Origin of the sequence: Paraclostridium bifermentans (genome assembly GCF_964259345.1) — a bacterium.
Lineage (GTDB): Bacteria > Bacillota > Clostridia > Peptostreptococcales > Peptostreptococcaceae > Paraclostridium > Paraclostridium bifermentans_B.
The window spans coordinates 419282-433494 of sequence record NZ_CAXVJR010000003.1 but is presented as its reverse complement, the minus strand read 5'-3'; the positions used below and the strand labels follow the sequence as shown (position 1 = coordinate 433494).

Sequence of the window (14213 nt, the reverse complement as noted above, 5' to 3'; positions counted from 1 at the left end):
CTGATACTTTTATTATATCAGTGTTTAGTTTTTTATGTAACAAATAAGTATTGTATGACCATATTTAGATATATTTGTTGTTTTCATGTGTTATAGTTCATATTTATATGGTCATACCCAATTATTATATCTTTTAATCTTATTTTAAATGCACGTATACATATTTTCTATAATTTTTATTATAAATAGAAATATCCGTATACAAAATCTATATTCTAAGCATATTAGCTATATTTATAGAAATTATATACGGATGTATATTTATATTATTTAGTAAAATTTTAATAATTTTATTTTTTCTTATATGTACTTGTTGTTATATATTCATTTTTAACTACTTTTCCTGATGCATCTTTATATATTCTATACGTTTTAACAGTATTTCCACTCCCAACATTTTCTGTTTGTATACTTATATTTTGCTTATCTTTAGAACTTCCATATATTTTACTAGTTACAACTCCGTTATAAGCTGTATTTTTTATATATACAGGATGATCATATGGGTTTTTAAACTTTAAATCTAAGTAATCATACGCTACAGTTGCATCTTTACCCATAGGTGCATATGACGATGGTAAAGAGTGGTTCCTAACTTTAGTTATATCCATCCCAGAGTATAGTGCTGAATTATATATAGTCGTTGAAACTTGACATACGCCACCACCTGATCCATCTTGTATTTTCCCATTTACAATAACAGGTGCATCTTTATATCCATTCGCTTTACTTCTTGGACCCGTTGATTTATTGTATGAAAATTCTTCACCTGGCATAAGTAGTATATCACTTGTGCTATTTGCAGATCTTATAATATTATGAGCTCTATTAGGCGACGAATTGTTAAACGTCGTGCTATGAGTAGCCAATACAGAGTCTACACTTTGCAACATATCCGCAGTTATTTTTGGTTCAGTTTTTTCAACTACTAAGTCTACTTTCTCAAAACTATTATTTCTTATTGATTTATTTATATTTTCTTTCGTCAATTTTATATTAACTTCTTGTCCTATTACTGCTGGAGTTATATTAATTCCACCTGCCGATGATATCTTTATATCAGCATCTTTTACTTCTGTATTTATTTCTTTAGATATATTCTTTAGATAATTGTCTAATTTAGATTCATTATATGTGGACTTTATTTCAAATACTTTTTTATTTCCACTTTCTAGCGAAACTACCCTTTTTACGTTTTCTATATAGGATTTTGTTTTATTAAAATTATATGCTTCATCTAATACTTTATCTATATCATAATTAAAGTCTATAGCTTTAGGACTTAAGTCAAATGAATTATTCTCATATTCTATTTTCATATTTTGAGGACTATATGTAGACTTTAATATTTTTTTAGCTTCATCCATAGATAAATTTGATAAATTTGTTTCTCCCACATATACATTTTTTGCTATTTTATCATTATATATATAATTTTTATTAAAATAATGAATTGCTATTGTACCTATTGTGATAATAAATATAGCTAAAATAATCATATTAATACGTGTTTTTTTATTTTTTTTAGATTCAATACTTTCTGTATTTTCTTCTGTAAGTATGTTTTGTTGCATTATCTTCCCCCCTACTTTGCCTAAGATTATTATAGTTTAAAAGCAATTGATAAAACAATAACTACCAAACATATGTAACCTTATTGTCACAATTATAAGGGAAAAGATTTTATATATTAAATTCTCCAATTACCGGAAAATGATCAGATGTGGTTATAAAGTCAACTATGTATTTTGTAGGATTAATATTTTGAGATATAAATATATAGTCAATTCTAGATTTGCTTTTACTAAAGGTTTCTGTATTTTCTAAATCAAATATTTTTGCTAAATCATAAAATTTATCAATTTTTAAGTCTGTTTGGTTGAAATCTCCGCATATAATATTTTTGCCTCTTAGCGTATCTACATAATTTAATACTTGTTCTAACTGTTTCTCTCTCTCATAAATACTCAATCCCAGATGTAAATTTATTATATTTACCAATTTATCATTTATATATAATTGTAAATGTATAAATCCTCTTCTTTCTTTTTCACTAACCAAATGAACTCCATCTACTGATACCATATCATTTTTAAAATAAATACTTATACCATATAAATCATTAGTAAGCTTTACATTTGATAAAAAATATCCATTTATATCGAGTTCATTTAATAGTTTTATATGTATGCTATTTAAAACTTCTTGAAGACAAATTATATCCGCATTAGTCCTTTTTAAATAATCTATTGTATCGTTCAATGATTCATTGTTATTTTCATCAATACCCTTATGAATATTATAAGTTATTAATTTCATTTATCCCCCTACATACCATAAGTATTTCTTTAACTTCTTTCTTTTTTTATTCTAGTGCATCTACCTTGATTTATAACAAATAAGAATCCCATTTTTTTATATATTTCATCTAGTTCACTTATACTAACCTCTCCATTTCTTAGGTTATTTATAGTTATTTCTCTAAGTCTTCTATTTGATATTATCATTGGTTAATCTCTCCTTCATTAATTAATAATTTATACTATTCTATTCATTAATTTTAAATTTATTACTAATATTTTTTTCGAACATTCGTTCCCTACAAGAGATATTATATATCAAACACTAGTTCGATTTCAATAGAAAAATATTATTTTTTATATTTTTTTGTCGTTTATTTGCAATATTTCAATAGAAAAAAATAAGAGCACCCATAAGGATTAAATCCATATAAGCACTCTTATTATTCGCATTTATTTATTTTATCTATATCAAGGATTATTCTTCATATTGTATACAATATACTATATACTATTAAGGCCTATTTGTCAATATAATAAATCATATTTTATTCATATAGTATGACTTCTTTTGTTATATTTATCCATAATGTTAAATTTTATTTATATATATTTAATAAATCATGTGTATTTTTTATAATCACAACTTTATTAAATGTAAAAAACCAATAACTGTTTAGTTATTGGCTTTTTTATTATATAAAAACATATAATATGATGCTGAGAATATTATGATATACCCTATAAAACTATATGCATCTGGCATAGTGTTAAATATTATTATACTTATAATAGCTGAGAATATTATATTTGAATAGTCAAATATTGATATTTCCTTAGCTGGAGCATATTTATATGCTAATGTAACTCCAAATTGACCTATACTGGCAAATATACCCGCTAGTATTAAGTATCCGAATTGAACCAAGCTCATATCCTTATAAACTAATATAGTAATTGGTAATATAGACACCGTAGAGAATAAAGAGAAGAAAAATACTACAGTGTAAAACTTTTCTTTTCCACCTAGTACCCTTAAACAAGTATATGCCGATGCTGCAAATATAGCTCCCATTATTCCTGCCATAGATGGTATCATTTCAAAATCAAATGACGGCTTTATTATAAATAGTGCTCCAATAAAAGCAATCGCTACTGCTATTGCTTGATTAGACTTTATTTTTTCTTTTAAAAATATCGCTGAAAATATTATAACAAAGAAAGGACTTAATTTATTTAACATATTTGCGTCAGAAAGCACTAATCTATCAATTGCGTAATAATTCAAAAGTATCCCTAATGTCCCGAATATAGACCTTAGAACTAAAATTTTTCTATTTTCTCTAGCTCCAAAAAAACTTTCTTTGTACTTAACTATAAATACAAATGCTATTATGCAAGATACTAAATTTCTAAAAAATGTTTTTTGAAAGCTAGGTAAATCTCCTGCAAGTTTTACAAATGCAGACATCATAGCAAATCCAAACGCCGATATTATTATAAACATAATTCCTTTATTTCTATCGCTTATATTGTTTAGTTTTTCCAAAAGCATTACCTCCTATTTAATTTTACATACAGTATACCATATACCTAAAATTTTTCTATTATAATATTTTTTTTGCTTCTATTATTCTTTGAATTATAGTAATAAATATTATAATAGAAAATATATTAGTAAATAATGCTACAAAATTAGGAAGTAATATCATTAAAGTAAATAATATAAATCCTTCACTTCTTTCTGCTACTCCTGCTTGATAGTAGAAACTTTTCATCCCTTTTTTTTGAGTTAATGCACCTACTGTTAAGAATATAGTCATAGATATTATTATACAAACTAAAAGAACTATAAAATTCATTCTCGCATCCACATATTTTAATGCAAGAGATATTATCATAAAAGTTTCAACTACTCTATCAAAGGTTATATCCATAAGTGTTCCAAATAATGATGTTGTTTTTGTTTTTCGAGCTATAGCTCCATCTACAGCATCTAAGTATCCTGATAGCCAAAGAGTAACTACTGCTATTAAATTCATATCTAAATATATAAACACACTCGTTAGTATACCTACTAAAAGTGCTATTACAGTTACATTATTAGCTGTTAATTTCAATTTCAATAAAAAATTAGCTCCACTATTTATAATTGGGTCTACATATTTTCTGCCATGTGTATCTAACATACATCCTCCTATTTTTTCTGTAAATTAATAATTTTATTTTTAAAAAACACAGATCCTACAACCAACACTACAAGTGCCATTATAGATATATAAAAACTATTACTACCTATATTTACTGATTGAGCCCCGATATTTGTGAATACTAATATCCCCGGTATAGTTCCTATCAGAGTAGCAAACATAAAGTCTCTAAATTTTATAGATGTAAGACCTGCTCCATAACTTATTATATCAAAAGGAAATAATGGTACTAATCTTAATATTAAAACTACAAAAAATCCTTTATCATTTATCATTTTTTCAATAGTGTCTAACTTCTCCTTAGTAAGTTTTTTTACAAAGTTTCTACCTAATTTTCTAGATATATAAAAAGATAAGCTTGCTCCTAGTAAAGCTCCTATTAGCGTATATATATATCCTTTTGTTAATCCAAATATAAGCCCTCCGCCTATAGCTAGTATTGAATCTGGAAATAAAGTAAGAGGAACTAACGCAAACATTATTATATATATAATAGGTGCAAATTTACCATATGAACTGACATAATTTTGAATATCATGAGCATCTATGTCCATATTTAATATGTTGTACACTATCCATAATATTGTTATAAAAACCATCATAGTTAATGTAATTTTTAATATTTTATTCATTTTATCACTCATATCAATCTCCTCTAATTTATTTTACTGATTTAACTGTTTTATATCTCATTTTCCATTTATTTATAGTATTTGTTTTATCTTGAGTAAATAGTTTTTTATCTATTACATCTTGATTAAATACTAAATCTAATAAATGAAGTACATTTTTATCACTATTTATTAATGACTCACAACAAGATTCACAATAACAAACTATATTTTCACAGCTCGTTTCATTCCCTCTTTTTATCATTTGTCGCAAAGCTAAATTAGTATTTGTAACACCTACCATACCGCCAGCTCCACAGCATACTGTATTTTCTCTATTATTTTTAAATTCAACTATATCGACCCCTAAGTCTTTTAAAACATTTCTAACACTATCTTGAATACCTTTTTCATTTCTTACTGAGCATGAATCATGTACTGCAAATTTAATTTCTGAATAATTATCTTTCACATTATTAGGTACCCCAAATTCATTTATAATTTCATATACGGATGTTACCTTCACATTTTTACTAGTTTTACCTATGGTTTTGTAACAGTTTGGACAAGCTACTATTATTTCTTCAATATTATTAACTTCTACAAGATTTTTCAAGTCTGAGTAATATTTATCAAATTTATCTATATCTCCCATAGCTAAAGTTGGTTTTCCACAACATTTAAATGTAATACCTATATCTTCATATATCCCTTTTAAGTACTCATAAGTGTTCATCACCAATTCTTTACTATAACTGCTTAGACTACACCCAGGTAGAAATATAGCTTTTGACTCTTTTTTTCTTATAGTTTTAGAAAATATAGGAGTAAAACTATTTATCTGGTGAAATCTAACTACATTATAGCCTTTATTTTTAACCTCTTTTTTATCTTTTTCTAATAAACTTTTCCTAATTTCATAAAAAGTTGACTCTAAATTTATATCCTTTGGACACTTTTTATAACATAAACCACACAACATACAAGAGTATGAAACTTCTCCTAAGTCTACTTCTTCATTTAATATTTTTTGCATCAATTCTTTTGGGGATTCACCAAACTCTCTCATCATAGGGCAATCATTAAAACACAATTTACAATCTATACATTTATTTTTATCTTCATTTATTTTTTCTAAAGTTTTTTTACTTAATTTCATATATCTGCCTTCTTCCTAAAAAAATAGAATATCCCAAAATACCGAATATAGTATTTTAAAATATTCCTTTGTTAATTCTATCTCTTCTTTTCTTTGTATACTTTCTTTAAAACATATATAAGAACACTTATAGCACTTAATGTAAGTATACCCATCATCATCAATTTAGCTCCGCCTGTAAGCATGCCTCCAACATATGAGTATATTATAGTTGCAGGAAGCTGTCCTATTCCAGTTGCAATAAAAAATGATACAAAGCTCATAGAGGTTAATCCTGCCGCATAGCTAACTAAATCAAATGACATAAAAGGAAGTAATCTAGCTATTAAAATAGTATGTTTTCCGTACTTATCAAAAAATTCATCTAAACTATCTAATGCAAATTTACTCGTAAGTTTTTCTACTGCATCTCTTCCTAGAAATCTAGCTATATAAAAGCAAATAGCTGCCCCAGCCATAGCACTTGCCCACGAAAGTATAGCTCCTTTTACCCATCCAAATAATGCCGCATTTGCAAATGTAATTAAAAATGCAGGAAGTGGAGCTGCTATAGATTGAAGTATCATTAGTATAAATGATATTATAGGTGCCCAAATTCCAAATGATAGTATATATTGTTTTAAACTTTCTAAATCTAGCATACTTAAGTAAAATACCATTTGATTAATAAATCTATTTACAGGCTCTACATATAAATAGATCCCTATAACTAAAGCTATAATCCCTAATTTTAAAATTAGGGATTTTTTATTTATTTTATTCATCAGTACTCCTCCTATTTTTCTATAGGATTAGACTTATCTCCAGCCCATTCATGATAAGATGCATCATAGTTTTTAACATTATCATATCCTAAAGACTTTAATATTAAAGCCATATGTCCTGAACGAATTCCAGCTGTACAATATGTAACTATTTCATCATCTTTATTTAATCCTAAATCTTTAAACATTTTTTCTAACTCTGCTTTATTTTTTATAGTCCCATCCTCATTATAAACATTATTGAAAGGTAAATTTATAGCTCCAGGTATATGTCCACCTCTGACTTCACCATATTTAGTAGCTCCATCATATTCGTCTTTTTCTCTAGTATCTATTATTTTAACTTTATCTAAATTATCTTTTAAAGTTTTAGTATCTATATTCATATCATTTTTAACTTCTTCTACTACAAACTCAGATTTTTTAGGATCTACTTTTTCTTTAGAAATTTCTTTTCCTTCTGATTCCCAAAGATCCATTCCTCCATTTAACATTCTTACATCTACACCAGTTTCTTTGAACATCCATGCAAGTCTTCCGTCTTCTCCCCATCCAGATCTATTTGCATATACTACAACTTTTTTATTTTTGTCGATTCCAAGATCAGAGTAAATTTTAGATAGTTGCTCTTTTGTTAAAAGAGTTCCCCATCCTTCATCTCCACCTTTTCCTTCCATATTACAAAAACTTTGCCACGCTACATTTATAGCTCCTGGTATGTGTCCTTTGTCATAATCTTTTGCACTTCTTGCATCTATTATTATCACATCTTTATTATCTAAGTTTTTTTCTAACCAATTTATATCTGTAAAATATTCATTATTATCATATGTATAATCATTTTTTGTTGTTTCTATAGTTTGTTCTTGAGATGTACTTACATTATTTTGATTTTTATCATCCTTACTACATCCTATTGCTACTGAGCTAGTTATAACTAATAAACTAACTAATAAAAGCATTTTCTTATTTTTTAAACTCATGTAAATCCCCCTATTTTGTAAATTTTAAGAATATTTGTCGTATTTTGCATTCACCTAGGATTATATCATATTACTTCAGTTATTCATTATAGAAAAAAACTATATAAAATCATAAATATATAGTTTTTTTCTATACATGTTAACTTTATTTATGCTTTTTATATGTTTATTAAAAAAATAAAAAGACTAGATTTAACTCTAGTCTTTTATATTTATTTAAACATTTTCTTTCCAGCTTTTTTTATATCTTTTGCCATCTTTTCACTTGTATGCTCCACTGAGCTAGTAAAAGATTTCATACCTTTAGAAATATCATGTCCTAAATCTTCCATCTTATTTCCAAATTCTTTAAACATACTATTTTTTTTAGCCATAATATCACCTCTTTTAATATTTATAAATTATTTTATACACAATTTGTATTTATATTCTTAATATTAAAAGAGATATAATTTATATTAAAAATTTAAGTAAAAATACTAGTCCTATTATAACTGTAGTTAAACTTATTTCTTTAGCTCTTCCTGAGAATAATTTTAACACTATAAAAGATATTACCCCAAATACTATACCATCAGCTATAGAATAAGATAAAGGCATCATTATTATAGTTAAAAATGCCGGTATAGCTTCTGTAAAATCTACTAAGTCTATTTCTTTTATAGGCTCTATCATAAATAATCCAACTAAAACTAACGCTGATGCTGTAACAGCTGGTGTTATAACTGAGAATAATGGAGCAAAGAATAATGCTAAGAAGAACATACATGCAGTAGATACAGCCGTAAGACCAGTTCTTCCACCTTCAGCAACTCCTGATGCACTCTCAACAAAAGTACTTACTGTACTAGTTCCTAAGCAAGCTCCTATTGTAGTTCCTATTGCATCTGCAAATAATGCTTTTTTAACATTAGGAACTTTTCCGTTTTCATCTAACATTTTAGCTTTTGTTGCAACTCCAACTAAAGTACCTATTGTGTCAAACATATCCATAAATAACAATGTAAATAAAACTATAACCATATCTACACTAAATATATTATGCCATTCAAATTTAAATAAAGTAGATGACATTGATGGAGGCATACTAACTATTTGAGTTGGTAAATCTATAACTCCCATAGGTATTCCTATTATAGTTGTTACTATCATACCTATAAATAATGCACCTTTTACATTTTTACATAATAATATAGAAGTTATTAATATACCTATTATAGCAAGTAATCCTGTTCCTGATATTATATTTCCAAGTGCAACTATAGTTCCTCCACCTTCTGGATGTATTATAACTCCTGCACCTTCAAGTCCTATAAGTGATATTAAAAGTCCAATACCTACTGATATAGCCTTTTTTATGTTAGTTGGTATAGAATCTACAATTGCTTCACGAACGTTAAATATTGTTAATAATATAAATATAATTCCTTCTAAAAATACTGCTGTTAAAGCAAATTGATAAGAATATCCCATTCCTACAACTACTGTATATGCAAAGAATGCATTAAGTCCCATACCTGGAGCTAAAGCAAAAGGTAATTTTGCATATAATCCCATCATTAATGTTGCTATTACTGCAGATAATGCAGTTGCTGTAAATACTGCTCCATAATCCATTCCAGCTGCAGATAATATACTAGGATTTACTATTAGTATATATGCCATTGTCATAAAAGTAGTAATTCCCGCTAAAACTTCAGTTTTCACTGTAGTATTATTTTCTTTAAGTTTAAAATACTTTTCCATTTAATCACTCTTCCTGTCGTATTTTGTTTATTTTTGCCGACTTCTATAATACCATATTTTAATATTTTGTACACCCTTTTTCGAATATTTTTAACATGCACACGTTTTTTTGTATGTGTTTTTACTTGTTTTATATTTAAATTTTATAACTGTAATAATTGAAAATGTTTTTATATTACTTTATAATTAAACCCTGAGCTTATTTTTAATTTTAATGGGAGGAATTTATTATGGAAATCAAAAGATACGAAGGAACTGGAAGAATGAGTAGAGCTGTTGTTCATAACAACACTATATATTTATGTGGACAAACTCACGGTGAGGGAGATATAAAAGAACAAACTAAAATGGTTTTACAAAAAGTTGAAGACTTACTAAGCAAATATGGTTCTGATAAAGAACATATATTATCAGTTACTATATACGTAAGAGATATGAAAGACTTCGCTGATATGAACTCAGTTTGGGATTCTTGGGTAGTAGAAGGACATGAGCCTGCTAGAGCATGTGTTGAAGCTAGAATGGCTAGAGAAGCTTTATTAGTTGAAATGTCTGTTGTTGCTGCAGTTAAATAATTTAAACTAACTAATAGCTGTCTATTTTTAGGCAGCTATTTTTATTTATTATAAATAAAAACATAGATAAATTTTATTGTATAAACTTATTAATATATTATTTTTTATTAATAATATATATTTCCTATAATCTCTATATAAATCCAATAAGTTTTCTTTTAATTATTTTCTTAATTTTCATACAATTAATAAGAAAGTTATATATAATTATAAATAAATACATATTTATTAGGGGGGATAATATTTATGAAAGTATTTATAAGTGCTGATATAGAAGGTACATGTGGAATAGTTGATGTTGATGAAACTAATATAAATTCACAGTTTTGTATGTATCATAGAATACAAATGACAAAAGAAGTAAGCGCTGCTTGTAAAGGTGCTACTGCTGCTGGATGCAATCATATTTTAATAAAGGATGCACATGCTAGTGCTCGAAATATAATTCCTGATATGCTTCCTGAAAATACACATTTAATGAGAGGTTGGCCTAATGATCCTTTATCTATGATGAGCGGATTAAATAGTAATTTTGATGCTTGCATTTTTATAGGTTATCATAGTGGAGCTACTAAAGATGGTAATCCTTTGTCTCATACTAAAAATGGAAGGGCTTATGATTATATAAAGATAAATGATGAACTTGCTAGCGAGTTTGTTATAAACAGTTATACTGCTAGTTACTATAATGTACCTGTTGTTTTTATGAGTGGAGATAAATTACTTTGTGAAGAAGCTAAAAGTTTAAATCCTAATATTTACACTGTTTCGGTTTCTGAGGGTGTAGGATCTGCTTCTATATCTATTCATCCAGAAGTTGCAATTAAAGAGATATTGTTAAAAGTTAAAGAAGCTTTATCTACAGATTTATCTAAGTATTTAATTAAGCTACCAGAAAGTTTTAAACTCGAAATAAGGTATAAGAATCATAAAGATGCTTATAAAGCCTCATTCTACCCTGGTGTAGCTTTAAAAGATACTCAGACTATATTATTTGAAAGTAATGATTACTTCGAAGTTCTTAGAATGATTTTATTTTCTATATAATAAAATGGGCTATTAAATAGCCCATTTTTTATGTTTTATAATTCATTATTTTTCATTATACTAATATTTGGATAAAAATCTGTTTCATTTATATACTCACCTTTATATAAAGTTTGACCATTATTTTCATCTAATACTATAATCTGGTGCTTAACTTCCATATCACTTCCATATTTTTGATTCTTTTCTTCATAGTTTGTTATTCCCATATAGATCTTATTATCTATAACCCTAAAAGGAATAACATCATATTCATCATTAGTATTGCCTATATGATACTGTTTATCTACATATTCTACTTTATTATTTTTCAAATTAATTTTAGACAATTCAACATTAGCATTTTTTTCTTTGCTTTTATCGTGCTGTAAAATATATAATATATCTCCTTCTATATCATTACTTATTACTATATTCCCACCTAAAGTTGGTGATGCACTATCTTTTATAACAGGTTCTTTTATAGCTTCAAATTTATTGCTATTTATATCATAATATACTAGATAGTAATTCAATTTGTTTTCATCTTTTAAATTTGCCCTACCTACAAGTGTGTACATTTTATTATCTTTTTGAAATACTTCATTTGTATCAAATAAGTATTTATATTCACCATTTTTAATAGGTTTATAGTTATCTTTCAATTTAATTTCTTGATTTTCTAAATTAAAAGTATATAAATTTAAATAACTATCACCAATTTCAGTAGCTTCTCCATTACGATTATATGTTATACCTTGCGTTACAGTTCTTAATATATATAATTTATTACCTTTTACACTTACAGCAAATCCACTTGCTACATTTTCATCTTCTTTTATATTTTCTGGTAAAGTAACATACCATTCATTTATTTCATTTGTTTTTAAATCCTTATTGCGAATTAAAAATTGTTGTGAGTATGTTCCATCTTCATTATAAGTTTGAGAATACTCTTCTACATAACCTATATTTTCATCCGACTTATATACTCCACTTCCTAAAGGATATGAATTTCTAAATAAATCTTTATTAGAATGTATAAGTTTTTCATATTCACTATGTCCAACATCTCTACCTTTACTATTTGAATATTTTTTCACTTCAAATCCATCTTTAGAAACAGTTGATTGTACATTTTTATACAAATCTGTATTATTTCCTTGAATAAATACAACATCTCCTAAATTTTCTTTACTTCCTTTTATATCTTCAAAACCATACTTAGGTTCATTTGTAATTATACCTGCTCCTATAAATATAAGAGAGGCTACTGTTATACCTAAAACAGATAATGATAAACTTTTTCTCATAATAATATTCCTCCCTTAAACTGAAATTTTCTTATTTATCATATAATATGATAGTCCCAAAGATATAATAAACAAGAATATATAATACCCTATGTGAACATATAATAGATTAAGTAAAAATTCATTACTTACTCCAAATAAGTAAAAATATCCAACTATAGATAAAGCTATATATGAAATTCCTAATATTATCCCTACTTTTTTTATACTTCGTTCTATCAATACAGCTGTAAATATAACTACTACAGCTAATATAACCCCTATTACATCTACCATTAGAAATTCGACAATATTTGGCGATACTATGTTAACACCTTCATATGTATGCATCATATTTTTAAATACATTTACAAACCCAGGTGATTGTATTACTCCTAAATGTTTAACTATATTTAAGTCTATATACCAAAACAGTAATTGTGATGCTATAATTCCATATATCATAACTACTACAGTTATTAATTTAGATAAATATATATTAAATCTTGGTTGTGGCAAACATAATAATGTATATATTGTTTTACTTCTTGAGTAATAATCTCTATACCATATTATAAGTGCATAAAACAAACACATTAATACAGCCACTCCAAGTATTACACTTCCATATATGTATACATCATTTACAGTAATTGTATTTATAAAGTCATAACCTATATTAGTTTTTAATGAATTTATATTCATAGGAAGGTTATTATCTAAACTAATGCTTTCTACTGAGTTTTTTATACTTATTGCAACACCTACTAGATTTGCAATAAAAACCATACCTATAAGAGCAAAATATAATTTGTATATTCTTTTAAATTCTATATTGTATAAATTTAATATCTTATTCACTCTTATACACCTCCCTCATTTTATCTATTATAGATTTCCCTTCTTCTTCACGAGTTTCTTCTGCATTGAATACTAGTGATAGTTTCCCTTCATCTATTAAAATGACATCATCTGCTATCATTTCTATCTCCGCTATCTCATGAGTGGTTATTATTATACTTTGTTCATCACTTATATATTTTGTCATAACACCTAAGAAATCTTCTCTTTTAAATATGTCTATTCCAGAAAATGGCTCATCAAGTATAGTGTATTTTGCATTTTGAGCAAACCCTAATATAATTTTAACTCTAGCTACATTACCTTTAGATAAATCTGCTATTTTTCTATTATCAGTTAGATTAAACAACTCCAACATCTCATAAGCCTTTTTATCATCCCAATTTTTATAAAACTCTTTCATAAACTGAAAACTTTCTTTTATAGTAAGTTGTGCAAAATAATTATCTACATCTGGGACAAAAGCTACTTTTTCGTAAGTTTTATGACTTAACTTATCACCATCTATTAAAATTTCGCCACTATCTAGCTTTATAAGACCACACATAGCTTTTAATATAGTAGATTTTCCCACTCCATTTATACCTAATATACAAGTTATCTTTCCTTCATGTATTTCAAATGATATATCGTCTAATGCTTTTACTTTTCTATACCTCTTTTTAGCATTTTTAACTTCTATCACA

16 protein-coding genes are annotated in these 14213 nt (G+C 26.4%); 2 read left to right on the top strand and 14 right to left on the bottom strand.

The window, feature by feature from the left end; translation table 11 throughout:
* Positions 1–290: 290 nt before the first annotated feature.
* The 11 genes from ACEXNK_RS08415 to ACEXNK_RS08365 all read right to left on the bottom strand — a co-directional run bounded on the left by ACEXNK_RS08415 (position 291) and on the right by ACEXNK_RS08365 (position 9773).
* Complete coding sequence (locus ACEXNK_RS08415; RefSeq protein ID WP_373598091.1) at positions 291–1574, bottom strand: VanW family protein; 1284 nt, start codon at positions 1572–1574, stop codon at positions 291–293.
* A 109-nt stretch (positions 1575–1683) separates the two neighbouring features.
* Positions 1684–2319 (bottom strand): endonuclease/exonuclease/phosphatase family protein, encoded by a 636-nt coding sequence (locus ACEXNK_RS08410; RefSeq protein WP_373598092.1) that lies wholly within the window; start codon positions 2317–2319, stop codon positions 1684–1686.
* A 29-nt stretch (positions 2320–2348) separates the two neighbouring features.
* Positions 2349–2507 (bottom strand): hypothetical protein, encoded by a 159-nt coding sequence (locus ACEXNK_RS08405; protein ID WP_373598093.1) that lies wholly within the window; start codon positions 2505–2507, stop codon positions 2349–2351.
* 469 nt (positions 2508–2976) lie between these two features.
* On the bottom strand, positions 2977–3849 hold the full coding sequence (locus tag ACEXNK_RS08400; RefSeq protein WP_373598094.1) for a DMT family transporter: 873 nt from the start codon (positions 3847–3849) through the stop codon (positions 2977–2979).
* Between the two features lie 58 nt (positions 3850–3907).
* Entirely contained in the window at positions 3908–4489 is a 582-nt protein-coding gene (locus tag ACEXNK_RS08395) for a CDP-alcohol phosphatidyltransferase family protein (protein ID WP_373598095.1), read from the bottom strand.
* 8 nt (positions 4490–4497) lie between these two features.
* Positions 4498–5154 carry a TVP38/TMEM64 family protein gene (locus ACEXNK_RS08390; protein WP_373598096.1) on the bottom strand — a complete coding sequence of 219 codons (657 nt, stop codon included), beginning with the start codon at positions 5152–5154 and terminating at the stop codon, positions 4498–4500.
* Between the two features lie 16 nt (positions 5155–5170).
* Positions 5171–6280 carry a (Fe-S)-binding protein gene (locus ACEXNK_RS08385; RefSeq protein ID WP_373598097.1) on the bottom strand — a complete coding sequence of 370 codons (1110 nt, stop codon included), beginning with the start codon at positions 6278–6280 and terminating at the stop codon, positions 5171–5173.
* A gap of 77 nt (positions 6281–6357) precedes the next feature.
* On the bottom strand, positions 6358–7044 hold the full coding sequence (locus tag ACEXNK_RS08380; protein ID WP_373598098.1) for a TVP38/TMEM64 family protein: 687 nt from the start codon (positions 7042–7044) through the stop codon (positions 6358–6360).
* Between the two features lie 11 nt (positions 7045–7055).
* Positions 7056–8027: a sulfurtransferase gene (locus ACEXNK_RS08375; RefSeq protein WP_373598099.1), complete on the bottom strand. Its 972-nt coding sequence runs from the start codon at positions 8025–8027 to the stop codon at positions 7056–7058.
* A gap of 212 nt (positions 8028–8239) precedes the next feature.
* Positions 8240–8401 carry a hypothetical protein gene (locus ACEXNK_RS08370; RefSeq protein ID WP_373598100.1) on the bottom strand — a complete coding sequence of 54 codons (162 nt, stop codon included), beginning with the start codon at positions 8399–8401 and terminating at the stop codon, positions 8240–8242.
* A gap of 79 nt (positions 8402–8480) precedes the next feature.
* On the bottom strand, positions 8481–9773 hold the full coding sequence (locus ACEXNK_RS08365; protein ID WP_373598101.1) for an NCS2 family permease: 1293 nt from the start codon (positions 9771–9773) through the stop codon (positions 8481–8483).
* A 230-nt stretch (positions 9774–10003) separates the two neighbouring features.
* Here ACEXNK_RS08365 and ACEXNK_RS08360 point away from each other — a divergent pair, with 230 nt between their 5' ends.
* Both ACEXNK_RS08360 and ACEXNK_RS08355 read left to right on the top strand, forming a co-directional pair.
* The gene (locus ACEXNK_RS08360; RefSeq protein ID WP_373598102.1) at positions 10004–10348 is read left to right on the top strand and encodes a RidA family protein; all 345 of its coding nucleotides are present in this window, start codon (positions 10004–10006) and stop codon (positions 10346–10348) included.
* A 246-nt stretch (positions 10349–10594) separates the two neighbouring features.
* A complete protein-coding gene (locus ACEXNK_RS08355) occupies positions 10595–11395 on the top strand; it encodes a M55 family metallopeptidase (protein ID WP_373598103.1) in 801 nt (266 codons plus the stop codon).
* A 35-nt stretch (positions 11396–11430) separates the two neighbouring features.
* Here ACEXNK_RS08355 and ACEXNK_RS08350 read toward each other — a convergent pair whose 3' ends face one another.
* From ACEXNK_RS08350 to ACEXNK_RS08340, 3 genes are read right to left on the bottom strand one after another with little or no spacing between them, the layout of a single operon-like run.
* Positions 11431–12687 carry a hypothetical protein gene (locus ACEXNK_RS08350; RefSeq protein ID WP_373598104.1) on the bottom strand — a complete coding sequence of 419 codons (1257 nt, stop codon included), beginning with the start codon at positions 12685–12687 and terminating at the stop codon, positions 11431–11433.
* A gap of 15 nt (positions 12688–12702) precedes the next feature.
* Positions 12703–13527 carry a hypothetical protein gene (locus ACEXNK_RS08345; protein WP_373598105.1) on the bottom strand — a complete coding sequence of 275 codons (825 nt, stop codon included), beginning with the start codon at positions 13525–13527 and terminating at the stop codon, positions 12703–12705.
* The gene (locus tag ACEXNK_RS08340) at positions 13520–14212 is read right to left on the bottom strand and encodes an ABC transporter ATP-binding protein (protein WP_373598106.1); all 693 of its coding nucleotides are present in this window, start codon (positions 14210–14212) and stop codon (positions 13520–13522) included. The genes ACEXNK_RS08345 and ACEXNK_RS08340 overlap by 8 nt, the downstream gene beginning before the upstream one ends.
* Between the last annotated feature and the right edge of the window lies 1 nt (position 14213).